At 66.2% G+C, this 16,691-nt stretch carries 16 protein-coding genes; all 16 read right to left on the reverse strand.

The window, feature by feature from the left end; all coding sequences use genetic code 11:
- Positions 1-13: 13 nt before the first annotated feature.
- Positions 14-958: an acetaldehyde dehydrogenase (acetylating) gene (locus LPA45_RS24430; protein ID WP_116318749.1), complete on the reverse strand. Its 945-nt coding sequence runs from the start codon at positions 956-958 to the stop codon at positions 14-16.
- Between the two features lie 52 nt (positions 959-1,010).
- Positions 1,011-1,202, reverse strand: a complete 192-nt coding sequence (locus tag LPA45_RS24435; protein WP_367395045.1) for a 2-hydroxymuconate tautomerase — start codon at positions 1,200-1,202, stop codon at positions 1,011-1,013.
- 35 nt (positions 1,203-1,237) lie between these two features.
- The gene (gene dmpH, locus LPA45_RS24440) at positions 1,238-2,026 is read right to left on the reverse strand and encodes a 2-oxo-3-hexenedioate decarboxylase (protein WP_317921913.1); all 789 of its coding nucleotides are present in this window, start codon (positions 2,024-2,026) and stop codon (positions 1,238-1,240) included.
- Positions 2,027-2,056: 30 nt separating this feature from the next.
- Positions 2,057-2,839, reverse strand: coding sequence for a 2-oxopent-4-enoate hydratase (gene dmpE / locus LPA45_RS24445; RefSeq protein WP_317921914.1), 783 nt, complete (start codon positions 2,837-2,839; stop codon positions 2,057-2,059).
- A gap of 8 nt (positions 2,840-2,847) precedes the next feature.
- Complete coding sequence (locus LPA45_RS24450) at positions 2,848-4,302, reverse strand: 2-hydroxymuconic semialdehyde dehydrogenase (protein ID WP_116318753.1); 1,455 nt, start codon at positions 4,300-4,302, stop codon at positions 2,848-2,850.
- Positions 4,303-4,426: 124 nt separating this feature from the next.
- On the reverse strand, positions 4,427-5,362 hold the full coding sequence (locus LPA45_RS24455) for a catechol 2,3-dioxygenase (RefSeq protein WP_116318754.1): 936 nt from the start codon (positions 5,360-5,362) through the stop codon (positions 4,427-4,429).
- Positions 5,363-5,395: 33 nt separating this feature from the next.
- Positions 5,396-5,719 carry a 2Fe-2S iron-sulfur cluster binding domain-containing protein gene (locus LPA45_RS24460; RefSeq protein ID WP_116318755.1) on the reverse strand — a complete coding sequence of 108 codons (324 nt, stop codon included), beginning with the start codon at positions 5,717-5,719 and terminating at the stop codon, positions 5,396-5,398.
- A 15-nt stretch (positions 5,720-5,734) separates the two neighbouring features.
- Positions 5,735-6,802, reverse strand: coding sequence for an NADH:ubiquinone reductase (Na(+)-transporting) subunit F (locus LPA45_RS24465; protein ID WP_116318756.1), 1,068 nt, complete (start codon positions 6,800-6,802; stop codon positions 5,735-5,737).
- A 30-nt stretch (positions 6,803-6,832) separates the two neighbouring features.
- Positions 6,833-7,192: a phenol hydroxylase subunit P4 gene (locus LPA45_RS24470; RefSeq protein ID WP_116318757.1), complete on the reverse strand. Its 360-nt coding sequence runs from the start codon at positions 7,190-7,192 to the stop codon at positions 6,833-6,835.
- A 29-nt stretch (positions 7,193-7,221) separates the two neighbouring features.
- Entirely contained in the window at positions 7,222-8,733 is a 1,512-nt protein-coding gene (locus LPA45_RS24475) for an aromatic/alkene/methane monooxygenase hydroxylase/oxygenase subunit alpha (protein WP_317921916.1), read from the reverse strand.
- Between the two features lie 31 nt (positions 8,734-8,764).
- Positions 8,765-9,043, reverse strand: a complete 279-nt coding sequence (locus LPA45_RS24480; RefSeq protein ID WP_317921917.1) for an MmoB/DmpM family protein — start codon at positions 9,041-9,043, stop codon at positions 8,765-8,767.
- Positions 9,044-9,076: 33 nt separating this feature from the next.
- Positions 9,077-10,072: an aromatic/alkene monooxygenase hydroxylase subunit beta gene (locus LPA45_RS24485; RefSeq protein WP_317921918.1), complete on the reverse strand. Its 996-nt coding sequence runs from the start codon at positions 10,070-10,072 to the stop codon at positions 9,077-9,079.
- A gap of 52 nt (positions 10,073-10,124) precedes the next feature.
- A complete protein-coding gene (locus LPA45_RS24490) occupies positions 10,125-10,346 on the reverse strand; it encodes a phenol hydroxylase subunit (protein ID WP_116318761.1) in 222 nt (73 codons plus the stop codon).
- A 978-nt stretch (positions 10,347-11,324) separates the two neighbouring features.
- On the reverse strand, positions 11,325-13,028 hold the full coding sequence (poxR, locus tag LPA45_RS24495; RefSeq protein WP_116318762.1) for a phenol degradation transcriptional regulator PoxR: 1,704 nt from the start codon (positions 13,026-13,028) through the stop codon (positions 11,325-11,327).
- Between the two features lie 322 nt (positions 13,029-13,350).
- Entirely contained in the window at positions 13,351-15,474 is a 2,124-nt protein-coding gene (locus LPA45_RS24500; RefSeq protein WP_116318763.1) for a catalase, read from the reverse strand.
- 199 nt (positions 15,475-15,673) lie between these two features.
- Positions 15,674-16,663, reverse strand: coding sequence for an MBL fold metallo-hydrolase (locus LPA45_RS24505; protein ID WP_233528077.1), 990 nt, complete (start codon positions 16,661-16,663; stop codon positions 15,674-15,676).
- Positions 16,664-16,691 lie beyond the last annotated feature (28 nt).

Genomic DNA, 16,691 nt, shown 5'->3' on the forward strand with positions numbered 1-16,691 from the left:
GATAGGGCCGCGCTCAGGCGGACAGCCGGGTCGCGGCCAGGCGCTCGGCGCAGGCCAGCGCGGCGCTGGTCATGATGTCGAGATTGCCCGCATAGGCCGGCAGGTAGTGGGCGGCGCCCTCAACCTCGAGGAAGATCGAGGTCTTGAGTCCGCTCATCGGTCCCAGCCCCGGGATATTCAGCGGCGCCGACGGGTCGATGCGCTCGAATTGCACGCGCTGCTTGAGCCGGTAGCCCGGCACGTAGGCCTGCACCGCCTGCGCCATGGCTTCGATGCTCGCCTCGATCGCCGCCGTGTCGGCATCCTCCGACAAGGTGAAGACGGTGTCGCGCATCATCAGCGGCGGCTCGGCGGGATTCAGCACGATGATGGCCTTGCCGCGCGCCGCGCCGCCGACCGAGCACAGCGCCTGGCTGGTGGTCTCGGTGAACTCGTCGATATTGGCGCGCGTGCCCGGCCCGGCCGACTTGCTGGAGATCGATGCGACGATCTCGGCGTAGTGCACCCTGGCCACGCGCGATACCGCGGCCACCATCGGGATGGTGGCCTGCCCGCCGCAGGTGACCATGTTGATATTGGCCGCCTCCAGATGCTGGTCGAGGTTGACCACCGGCACCACGTGCGGCCCGATCGACGCCGGCGTCAGGTCGATCACGCGCACGCCGTGCTGCTGCAGCACGCGGTTGTGGTGCGCATGCGCGCCGGCCGACGTTGCATCGAAGGCAACGCGGATGTCGCCGAAGCCGGCCATGGCGACCAGGCCATCGATCCCTTCCGCCGTGGTAGGCACGCCAAGCCGTGCCGCACGCGCGAGCCCGTCCGAGGCCGCGTCAATGCCGACCATTGCGCCCATCTCCAGGTGCTGCGATTGCCGCATCACCTTGATCATCAGGTCGGTGCCGATATTGCCCGAACCGATGATGGCCACCTTGTGCCGGGCGTTTGCTTTCATGTCCATGTCGCTGTCCTCTCCGTTGTCTGCGCTGTCTTCGTTGTACTGATCGCGGCGCTCAGCGCCCCAGCGCCTTGGCGGTGGTGCCGCCGATGCCGAACTGCGTCTTCGGCACCTCGGTGACCATCACGCGCACGGTTTCCACCGGCGCGCCCACCGCTTCCACCGCGGCATCGGTCAGCGCGCGGATCAGGCGCGCCTTCTGTTCATCGGTACGGCCTTCGATCAGGAAGACCTGCATGATCGGCATGGTGTGTCTCCTTTCTATGCGTTCGCGGTGCGGGTTCAGGTGAAGCGCATCGAGACCGTGCCGAGATGCTGGTAGCGCACGGTAATGCTGTCGCCGGCGGCGACCGCAATGGCCTCGGTCACGCCGCCGGTCATGATGAAAGTCCCCGCTGGCAGCTCGCGGCCGCGCGCGCCCAGCATGTTGGCCAGCATGGCAACGCTGTTGGCGGGATGCCCCAGCACCGCGGCGCCGGCGGCGGTGGCGACCACCTCGCCGTTCTTCTCCAGCACCACGCCTAGCGTCTTCAGGTCGAGACCATCGGCGCCACGGTGGCTGCCGCCGACGACGAAGCGCGCGGACGAGGTGTTGTCGGCAATCACGCTCTTGAGGTCGAAACGGAAGTTCTCGTAGCGTGAATCGATCACCTCCACCGCCGGCACCACGAAGTCGGTCGCGGCCAGCACGTCGCCGATATGGCAGCCGGGGCCCTTCAGCGGGGCCTTCAGCACGAAGGCGATCTCGGCTTCGACCTTGGGATGGATCAGCGACGACGTATCGATGGCGGCGCCGTCCATGCACGCGCCGTAGTCGGTGAGGAAACCGTAGACCGGATCGCTCACGCCCATCTGGCGCATCTTGGCGAACGAGGTCAGTCCCATCTTGAGGCCGGCGATACGGGTGCCGCGTGCCGCCTTGCGCGCACGGATCGCGTCCTGGATGGCATAGGCGTCGTCCCAGTCCATCTCTGGATGCGCATCCGTGATCTTCGGCACGGCTTCCCGGTGCAGCTCGGCGTTTTCCAGGTGCTCGGCCAGCCGGGCGATGGTGTCTTGCGTGAGGTTCATGGCATTGTCCTGCAGAAGGAATGGAAAGGATCAGACGAAGCGCACGCCGGCCGAGCCGATGCCACCCAGGCTGATGCGCAACTGGTCGCCGGCAGCCACCGGTACCATCGCGGCCAGCGAGCCCGACAGGATCACCTCGCCGCGCTTCAGGCCGAGCCCCAGCCTGCCCAGCGTGTTGGCGAGCCATGCCACCGCATTGGCCGGGTGCCCGAGCGCAGCTGCGCCGGCGCCGGTAGCGACGATCTCGCCGTTCTTCTCCAGCGTCATGCCGACAGTGCCGAGATCTAGCTGGCGCGGATCGACTGCGGCATCGCCCAGCACGAATACGCCCGAGGAGGCGTTGTCGGCGACGGTGTCCTGGATGCGGATCTTCCAGTCGCGGATGCGCGAGTCGACGATCTCGAAGCACGGCAGCACATAAGCGGTTGCGCGCAGCACGTCGGCATTGGTCACGCCGGGGCCTGCGAGGTCGTCCTTGAGCACGAAGGCGATCTCGCCTTCGGCCTTGGGCGCGATCAGGAAATCGGCGGCAATGGCGGCGCCGTCGGCATACACCATGCCCGACAGCAGGTGGCCGAAGTCAGGCTGGCGCACGTCCAGCATGTCCATCACCACGCGGCTGGTCACGCCGATCTTCTTGCCGACCACGCGCTCGCCGGCGTCGAGCCGGTGCTGCACCATGGCGAGCTGGATGCGGTAGGCATCATCCAGGGTCAGGTCGGGCCAGGATTCGGTCAGCGGTGCCAGAGGGCGCCGGCTGGCCAACGCCTGATGCAGGCTGGCACCGAGTTCGCGGATTTGTTCGCTTTGCATGGGGTGGCTCACAGTTTGACGCAGACGTTACGCAGCTCGGTGTAGAACTCGAGCGAATGGACGCCGCCTTCGCGTCCGATGCCGGATTGCTTCGCGCCGCCGAAAGCGGTGCGCAGGTCGCGCAGGAACCACGCGTTGATCCAGCAGATCCCGACCTCCAGCGCGCTGCCCATGCGATGGGCGGTGCCGAGGTCGCCGGTCCACACGGTAGCGGCAAGGCCGTAGGGCGTGGCGTTGGCCAGCGCGATGACTTCTTCCTCGGTGTCGAACGGGGCGATATGGCAGCACGGCCCGAAGATTTCCTCGCGGATGACCGCGGCGCCTTCCGGCAGGCCGGTCCAGATGGTCGGCTGCACCCACGCGCCTTCGGCCAGCTTGCCGGGCATCTGCGGCACGCTGCCGCCGGTGACTACGGTGGCGCCCTCCTCTGCGGCCTTGCGGTAGTAGGACAGCACCTTGTCGCGGTGCTCGTGCGAGACCAGCGGGCCCATGCTGACGCCGGGTTCAGTGGGCGCGCCAAGCTTCAGCCCTTCGGCCTTCTCCTTGAGTGCGGCAACGAAGCGCTCGAAGACCGGACGCTGCACGTAGACGCGTTCGGTGCCCAGGCAGACCTGGCCGCTGTTCTCGAACGCCGAGCGGGTGATGCCGGCCACGGCCTTGTCGAAATCGGCATCGGCAAAAACGATGCCGGCGTTCTTGCCGCCCAGTTCAAACGACACCGGACGCACGCCGTTGGCGGCCGCCTTCATGATGGCCTCGCCGGTGCGCGTTTCGCCGGTGAAGGTGATGCCGTTGACCTGCGGATGCGCCGTCAGGAACGCGCCGGCCGAATCCGGGCCGAAGCCGTGGACCACGTTGTAGACGCCCGGCGGCACGCCAGCCTCGTTCATCACCTCGCCCAGCAGCGTGGCGGTGGCGGGGGTCTCTTCCGACGGCTTGACCACCACGGTGTTGCCGCAGGCCAGCGCGGGGCTGACCTTCCACGTCATCAGCAGCAACGGCAGGTTCCATGGGCAGACCACGCCGATCACGCCGCGCGGGCTGCGCACGGCGTAGTTGACGGCCTTGCCGCCGTCCGGCGTGTCCATGGTGAAGCTTTCGGTCGGGACGTTGCGGATCAGGTCGGCGAAGACCTTGAAGTTGGCCGCGCCGCGGGGGATGTCGACATGGCTGGCGAGCGCATAGGGCTTGCCGGTATCGGCGATCTCCGCCTGCACGAATTCCTCGAAGCGCCGGTTGATGCCGTCGGCCACGGCGTGCAGCAGTTCGACACGCTGCGCTACGGTCATGCGGCCCCAGGGGCCATGCAGCGCGTTGCGCGCGGCCTGCACGGCAGCATCGACTTCTGCCTGGCCGGCTTCGTGGACGTGGCCGATCACGGTGTTGTCGGCGGGATTGCGGTTGGGGAACGTGCGGGTAGTGCCGACCCACTCGCCGTTGATGAAGTTCTTGAAGTCTTTCATGTTGGTTCTCTGGTGTTCAGTGCGGAAGACGTGTCAGCAGCGGTTGCGGTGGAGACGGCTGCCAAGGCCGGCAAACGCTCCCCTCTCCCGCAAGCGGGATAGGGGAGCAAACCAGTGGCGCCGTTCAGGTCAGCACATTCAAAAACGCCTCATTCAGCTTGCGGTCGTGATAGAAGATCGCCCTGCCCAGCTCGTTATCCGTCCACGTGATCGTCGGCTTGTCCGGGTAGTGGATATACCCGCCGGAAAACACCTCGTTCCGGTTCCCGGACGGATCAAAGAAGTAGATCGTGGCCCCGCGCGTAATCCCATGCCGCGTCGGCCCGATATCCAGCGACACGTCCTTCTTGGAAATGATGTCCGCCGCCTTCAGCACCTCGCTCCAGTTGTCGAGCAGGAACGACGCATGGTGGAAGCGGTTCTTCTCCGGATGCCGGATAAAGGCCACGTCATGCGCCTTGTTCGAGCACGTCAGGAAGGCACCGATCAGCACCTCGCCATCCGGGCCAGCCACTACCTGCTCCGCCAGCGAGAACCCGAGCACATCGCGGAACAGCTTCACGGTGCCGTCGACATCGTCGCCATACAGCAGGCAGTGGTCGAAGCGGCTCGGCGCCATGCCGCGCAGGTCGTCCGGCCAGGGATCGGGGTTGAGGTCACCGGTCTTGCAGCCCGGCTTGTCCTTGTCCGCGAACAGCTCCATCGCATGGCCGGTGGGAATCGTGAAGCGGAAGCGCACGCCGGTATGCGGATGCTCTCCCGCGGCGATCCACTGGCACCCGGTAGCCAGCCCGGATTGCTCGACCTCCTGCGCCAGCCGCTCCAGCGTGCGGCCGCTGTCGACGCGGAAGCCCATGTAGTCCATGCCCGGGCTGTCGGCCTCGCGCAGCACCACGCTGTGGTGGTCGTGCTCGTCCCACGCCTTCAGGAACACGCGGCCCTGCTCGTCGCGGGCGGTTTCGATCAGGCCCAGGACCTCGGTGTAGTGCTTCACCGCCGGTTCCAGCTCCAGCACGCGCAGGGCCACGTGCCCCGGGCGCAATACGCCAGTCAATGCCATGTCTGTCTCCTTGTGTGTGTCTTCACTGCTTGGTCATGCGTGATCGCGTCTGGCGGCATGCCGCTCCAGGCAGCGCTGCAGCAACGCCACCGGGCGCAGCCGGATATCGCTGTCGGGATAGGTCTTGCAGGCCAGCACCAGTCCGTCGCGCTGCTCCGACTCGGACAGGCAGGTGCGGCTCATCTTGCCCACGTGGTACTGCCCGGCCTCAATACGCACCTTGCACACGCCGCAGCCGCCACCGCGGCAGCCGGCGGGAATGCCACGCTGGCCCAGCACTTCCATGGCCCGCAACAGGTTCTGTTCCGGCGCGCATGCGTAGCGCTGGCCGCTGCCGGCGATTTCTACGGTATGCATGCATGGCCTCCCCGCTCAGATCTTGAACAGCGGGCTGCGCGCGCTGTTCTGCGCATCGCCCGCGGACAGGAACTTCTCCGTGTGGATATCCGCCTCGAACAGGCGGCCCTGCATCAGCGTGCGGATGCAGGCCTCGATCATCGGCGGCGGGCCGCACAGGTAGGCCTTGTGGCCGCGGAAGTCGGCACTGCCGTCGTTTGCGTAGAGCTGGTGCAGCACGTCGTGCACGTAGCCGCGCGCACCGTCCCAGCCGCTGTCGGCGGGCTCGTCCGACAGCGCCGGCACGTAGCGGAAGTTGGCATGCGCCTGCGCCAGCGCCTGGAACTCGTCGTCGTAGTACAGCTCGCCGCGGTTGCGCGCGCCCTGCACCAGCGTGATCGGCAGCGTCTCGCCGGCGGCGAGCAGGTCGAGGATCATCGAGCGCGGGCTGGACAGGCCAGAGCCGCCGGCCAGGAACAGCATCGGCACCTGCGCTGACTTGCGCACGAAAAATCGTCCGTACGGGGCCGAGAAGCGCAGCTCGCTGCCCACCTCCAGCTGCTCGTGCAACCACGTGGTGGCGGGCCCGCCGGGCACGCGGCGCACGTGCAGTTCGACCAGTTCGTCGCCGGGCTTGCTGGCGAGCGAGAACGCGCGCGGCTGGTCGCAGCCCGGCACCTGCAGGTTCAGGTACTGGCCGGCCTGGAACGCGGCGCGCTGGCCGTCCGTTGGCTTGAGCCAGATGCCGAGGATGGTCGGCGTCAGCGCGCGCGTGGCCACCACCTCGGCGCGGTAGTCCGCCAGCGGCAGGCCTTCTGCATCGGCATCTTCCTCGATATCGGCCTCGATCACCAGGTCTGACTGCGCGGTGGCGCAGCAGGCCAGGCACTGCCCGTTGTCGCGCTCGAAGTCCATCAGCGCGAAGCTGGAAGCCTCGCCCTGGTCGACCTCGCCGTCGACCACCTGCACCTTGCAGGTGGCGCACAGGCCGTGGCAGCAGGCGTGCGGCAGCCACACGCCATTGCGCAGGCAGGCATCGAGCACCGTCTGCCCCGGGGCGATGGGGATGGTCTGGCCGATGGGTTCAATGGTCAGCGAATACATCTCGGTCTCCTTGCTTGCTAACCGCGCGCATCAGCTGCCGCTGCCGGCGATGCCGTCCAGCCCCGGCGTGCGGAAGCGGATCACGTCCTTGTGGCCCAGGCCGTTCTCTTCCAGCGTGCGGTCCAGGTCGGGCTGCCACGGCTGGCCGCCGCGCAGCCACTGCACCGTGCTCCAGTCAATGCGGGCGAAGTCTGGGTGATAGCCGTAGACCGCGGGCAGCACGTCCTGCACCACCGCGCGCAGCGGCATCGACGGCGCGAACGGAAAGCAGTGCGGCGCGCAGAACAGCAGGTGGCCGTCCCAGCCGATGTAGAGCAGGCGGTTGCCGTGGAATGCGTCTTCGCGGTCGGCCGGCGCGAAGGTGTAGTCGCCGATGGATACGACGGGCATGGTTGTCTCCTTGTCTGTTATGCGCCTGCTCAGGCGGCCGGCGCGATGCCCTTCCAGGCATTCCAGTTGCGCTGGTCCTGCGAGCCTTCGAAGTCCAGGTTGTCGGCGCCCTGGTTGATGCGATACCACTGCAGCACGTCAGGCAGCGTCGCCCCGCCGCAATTGCCCTGGTAGATCTGGTGCACCGGCAGCCAGGCCTGTGCGTACTTTTCGGGCTCGTCGTCGAAGATGTCCTTGCAGCCGTCGGAGCAGAAGTGAAACTTCATGCCGTGGTAGCTGCTCTCGCGGTAGCAGGTCTGGGTGGGATCGTCCGCCTCGGAGAACACCATCGGGATCTGGCAGGTCTGGCACAGCATCGGCAGCGTGGCGTTGTAGAAGCGCTCGCCCTCCTGTTGCCGCTCCTGCCAGTGATCCAGGCGCGGCTTGTAGTAGCGCTCGAAGGTCTCTGGGTATTTCCCGGCGAGCCACGCCATTTCGTCTTGCTTCGGCACCCAGGTGTGGAATCCGGCCGCGGCGGCGTAGTTGTAGAAGGTGCCCCACGCCTCGTGCGTGATGCGGTCCTTGGTCTTGGTCGCGACCTCGTGGTACTTGGGCATGCGCAGCCCGTAGCGCTCCAGGTCCTTGAACAGCGCGCCGCCGGCCTGCTCGAAGTACATCTCCCACGCTTCGGCCCACGACATCACGCGCTTGGGCAGCATGTAGTCCATCATCATGCCGACCAGCGTCAGCAGGCGGAAACCGCGCCAGAACCATTTGTCGAGCCACTTCTGCAGGAGCGGGATGTTGCCGGGATCCTGCTCGCAGAGGAACTTGACCACCTCCAGCCCCAGCGTCATGTGGCGCGACTCGTCGGACTGCGCCGAGAAGCCAAAGGTCACCGTGGCCATGTCGCCGTTGTACGCCGCGCCCGACATGAACGGCATGAACAGCAGGTTGGTCAGCACGTATTCGAACGAGAACGAGATCGCGGTGATGAACTCGAACGGCCCCGCGCTCATGGCGTCTTCGAAGTACGACTTGGGCACCGACAGGTACCAGACCCGGTCGTGCATGTGGCGCCATTCGCCAAAGCCGTTGAAGTACTTGTTGTAGACCGACAGCGTATGCAGCTGGGTCTGCGCATGGCGCAGCTCGTCGATCGACTGCATCTGCGCCGCCACGCGCGCGCCGGCGCCGCGGAAGTGCCGGCCCAGGTGGGCGTAGCCCCGGTGCGCGGCGTATTCGAGCGGCGTCACGCCGGTCAGGAACAGCCGCAGCGCGTTCAGGTAGCGCGGGTCGGAAACATTGAGGTGGCCGTTGTTCTGCACGAACGAGTCGATGATCGCGTACAGCTTGCGCTCTTTCTCGGACTGGTATTTCCAGTACGCGTCCATGGTCATGCGGAACGGGTCTTCCCACTTGTCCCAGTCGTGGATCTTGATGCCTTCGTACTTGTCGAAGGGAAAGACCTTGTCCATCGGCTCGTAGGTGGTGTCCCAGGCGAGGTCGCGCGTCATCGAGGCGTACTTCTCGCGCAGGTTGAGCTTCTTGCGTGCGTCCATGATGTCTCCGTGGTGTCCTGTGTGCGTGGTGTCAGCTGTTCCAGCGCAGCGTGAAGGCGTCTTCGTCTTCGTCGATGTTCCCGCACAGCGAGATCAGGTTGAGGTGGATCTCCTGCAGGTCCCAGTCGCGGCCGAGCTTGCCGGCGACCAGCTCGCGCACGATGGTCAGGTGGCCGGGGGCGTCGATCTTGACCATGGCCGGGAACTGCGAGACCACGGCGTGCGGGTTGGCTTCGGTGATGGCGTCGATGATGGGGCGGGTGTCGTCGTTGTTCTGCAGGGCGATGTAGACGTTGGCGGCGGTCGTCATGTCTTGTCTCCGTGTGTCCGTGTGTCCGTGGGATCAGGCGGCGAGGCCGAGCTTGTTCAGCCGCACTTCGAACTGCTCGCGGCACAGCGATACGATCTGCGCGCCGTCGGCGCCGGTCAGTGCGTCGGCGACTGGCACCAGCGCTTCGGCCACCTGCGCGGCGGCGGCGTGCGCCCAGCCGGACAGCAGCGCGCGGTTGGCGTCGGACTCGGCGGCGGCGGCCTGGATCACGGCATCGACCCAGCGCGCATGCTCGTCGCGCCAGTCGTTCATGAACTCGGTCAGCACGGCGAGGCCCGTGCCGCAGGCGCGCACGATGACTGCGTCGGCATGCTGGTAGACCAGCGGGTAGAGCAAGCCGTCGAGCACCAGGTTCTGCGCGACAAAGGTCTCGAACCAGTCTTCGGTGACGAAGGTGTGCTCGACATAGCGGCGCAGCGGCTGCCACGCGGCGCCGTCCAGCCACGCCACCCTGGCGCGCTCCAGCGCCACGCCGGTATTGCCATCGAGCAGCATGCCAATGCGCGACAGGTACTGCGCGATGCCGAGGCGGTCCATCGCGCAGTAGGTGCAGGCCTGCGTGATCGCCGTGCCCCAGCCGTAGTCGGCGCAATAGAAGTTGTTCATGTTCGCGCCCCACTCCACGTGGCGCAGCGGCAGCAGGCCCGTGGCCAGGCGCTCCTGCCATTCGGCCGGCAGCGCCTGCAACAGGCCGCGCTTCTCGACAAAGGCAAAGTTCTTCTCGGCGGCATCCTGCTGGCGGCCGCGTGTGGTCACGTAGGCGCCGTAGTAGTACTGGCGCGGGTCCTTCAGCGCGTACCAGTCCTGCATCACGATGGCGGTGCGGCGCTTGTCGTACAGCTCGAAGCCGGGGTCCCAGGTGGGGCGGTAGTGGAAGTTGACTTCCGACTGCACGTCGTAGGTCGCTTCCTGGTAGCGCGACGCCGGCTTGTCGCCGAAGCGGCGCGCCACGTGGCCGTAGGTCTGGCGCAGCGGCTGGATCTGCTGGGTCTTGATATCGACTTGCATCGCTTGGTCTCCTGTGTCCCTCTCTTGTGGTGCGGTGGGTGGTGTTGGCTTGTCAGTCTTCGTCTTCCTGCGGGCCTTCTGCCAGCGGCGGCAGGAAGCGCACGCGGTTGACGCAGCAGAAGGCTTCGAACATCGGCTCGGGCATGATCAGTTCGACGTTCAGGTCGGGGTCGGCCACGCTGAAGGCGAATTGCACGAAGCCTTCGGGCGTACGGCCTTCGACGCGGACGTAGCGCGGCGTGGCTTCGAACAGGGGGACCGATGAGGGGGTCATGGCTGGCTCCTTCGCGATGGCTTGGGGTGCGGGGCTTATTGCGAAGACTGTGCCAAGGGCTTTGAAGCGTGATGGGATAAGGGATTGCAGGGAATGGGCGTGGCTTGCGTCCGCGTTAACCCGCAAGCGCTGGCGTTGTGGTGTTTGATCGATTGATCAAGCTGTGGAGGGCGTTTGATCAAATGGTTAAAAGCCGCTTGGGATGGACGTTTGCGGGTAGCGAGGGTGGCTGGGTACGTGGGCCTTGCGGCGCAGCAGCGGCGTGCTTGCGTACGCTGCTAACGTGTTGATGTGGTGCTGAAATTCCGACTGCGCGGTGCAGCATTGCGCTGCTGCGGGGGCTGGGTGGCGGGATTTAATATGGATCAAATGGTGAAGCTGCTTTGGGGTGTGCGTTGCGGCTGGGCATCTGGTGGATATTTGATGCGCCCTGTTCCGCCCTAAAGGGCGGGTAACTCTTTGTCCGAGCGACAAAGAGTCACCAGAAAGCGCGTTTACTGCCCTGGGCGGGCGGCACTCTTATCGTAGTGTGCCGGGGCTTTCGTACGGGGCTGGGCTTCGTTGCAGAGTGGGGCTGCCTGACGCCAGGGTGCGCCACGGTGGCTTCGGATTGACGCAGTTTTTGAACGAGCCCTGAGCTGTTTGGTGGCCCCTGCTGCTAGCGGCGTGGTAGGAACGCCTGCGGCTGCGCTGCGCGCGCGTCCTGGTTAGTCAGCTGGGCTTGGCGACATGACTACCGCTAACGAAGGTCCTCGCCAGGGACGCCTGAGCGGATTGACTGCGTGCACTTCGTGGAAGCTCCGGCCCTCTCCCCCGGCCCCTCTCCCGCAAGCGGGAGAGGGGAGCAAACAAGCGGGCAGGTACAGGCATTCGGGCTCATCGGCGATAGCGCCAAGCGAGCGCAGCGATGCGTTCCGTGCCAGGGCCGCTGACCTGAGATGCTGCCGGCGCCAAGCCGCAGGCAACATCAAAAAAACATCAATTCCCGCCTCTCCTCATCTTCCACCGATAAGCCAACTGCGGCCGCGTAATCCCCAGCAACCGCGCCGCCTGGCTCATATTCCCATCAGTGCGCTGCATCGCCGCTTCCATCAACACAGTCTCCACATCCCCAAGCGCCAGCTGCTGCTCCGACAACTGGTCAAGCAGCGCATGCACAGCCGCCTCACGCAGTTCTGGCAGCGTGCCGCCGGCGCCGAGGCGTGGCGCGGTATCGACCGGCGGCGCAGCACTGGCGGGCAAGAACAAATGATCGGCACCAATCTGCCCCCCGTTGCTGGCCAAAATTACCCCCCGCTCGATCACGTTCTCCAGTTCCCGCACATTCCCCGGCCAGTCATAGCGCCGCAACTCGGCCAGCGCCCGATCGGTAATACCAAGGATGCGCTTGCCATGACGCGCCCCATAGCGCGCCACGAAGCGTTCGGCCAACAAACGAATATCATCCAGCCGCTCCCGCAACGGCGGAATCGTCACCGGATACACGTTGAGCCGGTAGTACAAGTCCTTGCGGAAGGTACCCTCCTTGACCGCCTGCGCCAGATCGACGTTGGTCGCGGCCACCAGCCGCACATCCACCTTGCGCGACCCCGAGCCCCCCACGCGCTCGACCTCCCCCTCCTGCAGCACCCGCAACAGCTTGGACTGCGCCGATGCCGACAGCTCCCCCAACTCGTCCAGGAACAACGTGCCGCCATGCGCGCGCTCGAAGCGCCCCGGCCGCGACTGGTGCGCGCCGGTAAAGGCGCCCTTCTCCACGCCAAACAGTTCAGACTCGATCAGCTCATCGGGAATCGCCGCGCAGTTGACGGCGATGAAAGGCTTGTCGGCACGACCGCTGACACTGTGCAGCGCCTGCGCAAAGCGCTCCTTGCCGACGCCGGTCTCGCCCAACAGCAGCACCGTCACGTTGCTGCCGGCAGCGCGCTGCAGCAGGTTCCAGGCAGCACGGAAGCCGGGTGAACTGCCCACCAGATCGGCCGGCGTGGCGCGGGTTTCCTGCAGCGCGCGCAGGTTCTCGACCTCGCTCTGCAGCGCCATGATGGTTTCGATCACGGGATCGGGCTGGTACAGCGCCAGCACCTGCTGGCCGTCCTCCCAGGCCTCGACCGGCTTGCCGACGATGCGGCAGTGCGCATGGCCGCAGGCAATGCATTCCACCTCGCGATACAGGATGGTGCGGCCCATCAGCGCCGAGGTGTAGCCGGTGGCATAGCCGATCTGCATCCAGCAGGCAGGCTCGTCGACGATGCCGAAAAGTTGCCGGTGGACGTCGCCCTCGAACGAGTCTTCCCAGAGGAATTCGCCGTCGTAGATCCCGGCGGCGATATCGATATCGACCTTGACCGGCGTGACGCGGACCACGCCTTCGATGGTGTGCAGGCACGGCCCGATTTCAAGCTGCCCGAAGTCGCTCTGGCCGGCGCGCAGCTTCTTCGCGACTTCGGCATCGCGCATGCCGGAATGGAAGCCCATGCGCATGAACAGGCCGCGCGCGCGCTCCATGCCCATGGTGTCCACCAGCTCCTTGCGCAGCGCGCCAAGGGCCGCGGTGTGGATCAGGATCATGCGTTGCTCGTCCAGCCAGATCGCGCCTTCCTCCATGGCGAAGCGCAGGCGGCGGGCAAGGTCGGCCAGCCCGGCGCGCATGGTGGCCGAGAACTTGTCGGTTGAACTGCTCATTGTCTCCCCTCTGTGGCGGCGGGTAGCCCGCTCGCGTGTGCCGTTTCACCGGCATCGCTTGCACATTATGTGCCAAAGGCAGAGGGGGTCTTCTAGTGGGTTTCCCTTGGGATATCGCGTCGCCGGCCGGTCCGGCGAGGCGCCGGGCCGGCCGGAGCGCAGCGCGGGGCCAGCCGTCGCCCGCGACATGCGCTGCTCGCGCGGGCTCGGCTGCTCGGATGGTCATAAGGGCGGTACTTCGCCGTTCCCGGCGCGGGCGGTGCAATGGGTGATGCGGCAGGGGAAATAGCGAAGGCCCTGCTCTCGCCTGCCGAAGCTTGCCTTACGCCAGCATCCGCACCTGCGGCTCGCGCTCCCACTGCCGCGTCTTGGCCGCCGCGATAAAGCGCGCGGTATCGCTGGCCGGCACCACCCCGCTATCGGGCTTCAGGTTGGCCTGCGCCAGCAACGCGTCGCCGCCGTCATCGGCCGCAATGGCCTTCAGGTGCGCATAGGCAAAGCAGACGAAGTCCAGCGCCGCGCTTTCCTGCGCCAGCTGCGCCGCGCCGTCGGCGGACAGCACCACCGCCACCGCATCGAACATCACGGAAGGGGTACCGGCAAGCTGGCCATCCGCGGCCAGCTTGCTGCCGTCGGCCAGCACCGCGCCGCCGACCTTGGGCGCGACGATCTTCACCGTGGCGCCGGCGGCGGTTGCTGCCTGCCGGAGGGATTCGACGGTGGCGCCATCGGAGCCATCGGCAACCAGGATGCCAACCTCGCGCCCCTGCAGCGTGTCTTTCATGCGGCCGATGATCTGCAGCGCCGGTGACGGCGGCAGGTCCTGCACCGGCACGGCGGACGGCAGCGGGTCCGGCAGCTGGTCCAGCGCCAGGCCATCGGCGACGCGCTGGCCCAGGTTGTCGTCGATATTGCGCAGGTGCCCCACCATGCGCTCGCGCACGTGCACATGTTCGACCTTGGACAGCTCGAACACCAGCGCCGAGGCGATATGCGCCTGCTCGGCGCGCGTCTGGCTGCGGAAGAACAAGCGCGCCTGGCTGTAGTGGTCGGCAAAGCTCTCGGCACGGATGCGGCCCTTGTCGCCTTGCTCGGGCACGCGTGCGCTGGGGAAGCCAAGATCGGGCGCCTCGCGCGGGGAACCGTCATCGAGCGAGCTGGGCTCATAGGCCACGCGCCCGCGCGGCCGCTCCATCTGCATATGGCCATCGCGCTGGTGATGGGCGAACGGGCACTTCGGCGCGTTGACCGGGATCTGGTGGAAGTTCGGCGAGCCTAGCCGCAGCAACTGCGTGTCGAGGTAGGAGAACAGACGCCCCTGCAGCAGCGGGTCGTTGGAGAAGTCCACCCCCGGCACGATATTGGCCGGGCAGAACGCCACCTGCTCGGTCTCGGCAAAGAAGTTGTCGGGCCAGCGGTCGAGCACCATGCGGCCAATCATCTTCAGCGGCACTGTCTCTTCCGGGATGATCTTGGTGGGGTCGAGGTGGTCGAACGGGAATTTTGCCGCGTCGTCCTCGGTGAACAACTGCACGCCCAGTTCCCATTCCGGAAAGTTGCCCGACTGGATCGCGTTGAACAGGTCGCGGCGATGGAAGTCGGGATCGGCGCCGGCGATCTTGACCGCCTCGTCCCATACCGTCGACTGCAGCCCCAGCTTGGGCCGCCAGTGGAATTTGACGAAGGTGGAATTGCCCTGCGCATCGAGCAGCCGGAAGCTGTGCACACCGAAGCCTTCGATCATGCGCAGCGAGCGCGGGATGGTGCGGTCCGACATGATCCACATCACCATGTGCATCGACTCAGGCGTGAGCGAAATGAAATCCCAGAATGTGTCGTGCGCACTGGCCGCTTGCGGAAAGCCCCGGTCTGGTTCCATCTTGACCGAGTGGACCACGTCGGGGAACTTCATCGCGTCCTGGATAAAGAACACCGGGATGTTGTTGCCGACCAGGTCCCAGTTGCCTTCCTTGGTATAGAACTTGACCGCGAAGCCGCGCACGTCGCGCGGCGTGTCGACCGAGCCGGCGCCGCCGGCCACGGTGGAGAAGCGGGTAAAGACCGGCGTCTTCTCGCCGACTTCGGTGAGCATCTTTGCAGTGGTGTAGGCCGAGAGCGAGTCGGTCAGCTGGAAGTAGCCATGTGCCGCCGAACCACGTGCGTGGACGATCCGCTCCGGGATGCGCTCGTGGTCGAAGTGTGTAATTTTTTCCCGCAGGATGAAATCTTCGAGCAAGGTCGGGCCGCGCGGATTTGCCCTGAGCGAGTTCTGGTTGTCCGGAATGGGGATGCCTTGCGCGGTGGTCAGCGGCGGATGGCTGCCGCCGGCGGTCTGGTGCAGTTCACCCCCAGTGCCGCGCCGGGCGTCGCCGTAACCCGCCGGCGTGCCTGCTGACTTCTGGCCTGCGGCGTTGTTTGCATTGGGTTTTGCCTTCTTTTCGGCCATGTCGGTCTCCTTGCGCTGGGGTAGTTGGAGGACGGGAGGAAGGAAATCTTCTCGATCGCTGCCCGCTATCGGATCAATAGTTGAGCTCTATTGAGGGCTTTACGCCGATAACAAGGCCATCCAACTGACAGCAATTGCCGGGCCTGCCGACAGGCCACCTATTCCTACAGGCCAGGAACGCCTCTACACGGCGGCGCGCCTAACGTCGCAAGCTGTATTCCGCGGGCACCCAGGCAAAGCCCTTGCCGTCACGGCGCACATGGCCGATCCCGGGAAACGCGATGTGCGCCGCGCCGACCCAGTGGCCCCGCTCGGCGGCATCGGCCATCGCTCGCTTGCGCATCCTGACCGCGGCGGCGGAATCGACATCGAAATCGATGGCGACACCCGGCTCGGGAAACTGCACGTGCTGCGCATGGATGGTGTCGCCCCATAGTTGCATGCGCTGGCCTTCGCTGCTGATCTCGAAAAAGGTGTGGCCCGGTGTATGGCCCGGCCGGCCCAGCGCGCGGATGCCGGGAAACAGCACCTCCCCGCTCTCGAACTTCTTTACCTTGCCCGCGCGCAAATAGGGAGCGAACACCGCCTCGGACTGCGCGAAGTTGTGCCGCTGCCCCTTGGCCGCGGTGGCGGCGTTGGCAGGGTTCAGCCAGAAGTCGGCTTCATGGCGCTCGACATAGACCACCGCGTTCGGGAACACGGCCTTGCCCTCGACCGACAGCCCGCCAGAGTGGTCGACGTGGATATGGGTCAGCAGCACGGCATCGACCTGTTCCGGCTGGTAGCCGGCGGCGCGGATGCTGTCGGGCAGCTTTCCGCCCACGCCGGGCCCAAACAGTTGCCCCGCGCCGGTATCGACGAGCACCAGCTGTGCACCGGTGTTGATCAGGAAGGCATTGATGGAGGTTTCGGCGGCCTGCGCCGACTGGTGGCCGCGCGCCTGCAGCGAGGCGATGCGCGCGGGCGTTGCGTGCTTGAGCAGTTTGGCCAGCGGCACGTCGACCGTGCCGTCTGACAAGGCGGTGATCTCGAACTTGCCGAGCGGCATGCGGTAGTAGCCCGGCGCCTGCGTGCCGACCTGCGGCGCGGCGGCACGGGCCGGCATGGCAAGCGCCGACGCTAGCACCACGCCGGCCAGCACAGTGCCGCACCACATGCGCTGCATCGATGGGGATCGCAAGATTTTCATGAATGGCCTCGAAAACGGATGGCTAAGG

Origin of the sequence: Cupriavidus sp. Agwp_2 (genome assembly GCF_040784895.1) — a bacterium.
Classification (GTDB): Bacteria; Pseudomonadota; Gammaproteobacteria; order Burkholderiales; family Burkholderiaceae; genus Cupriavidus.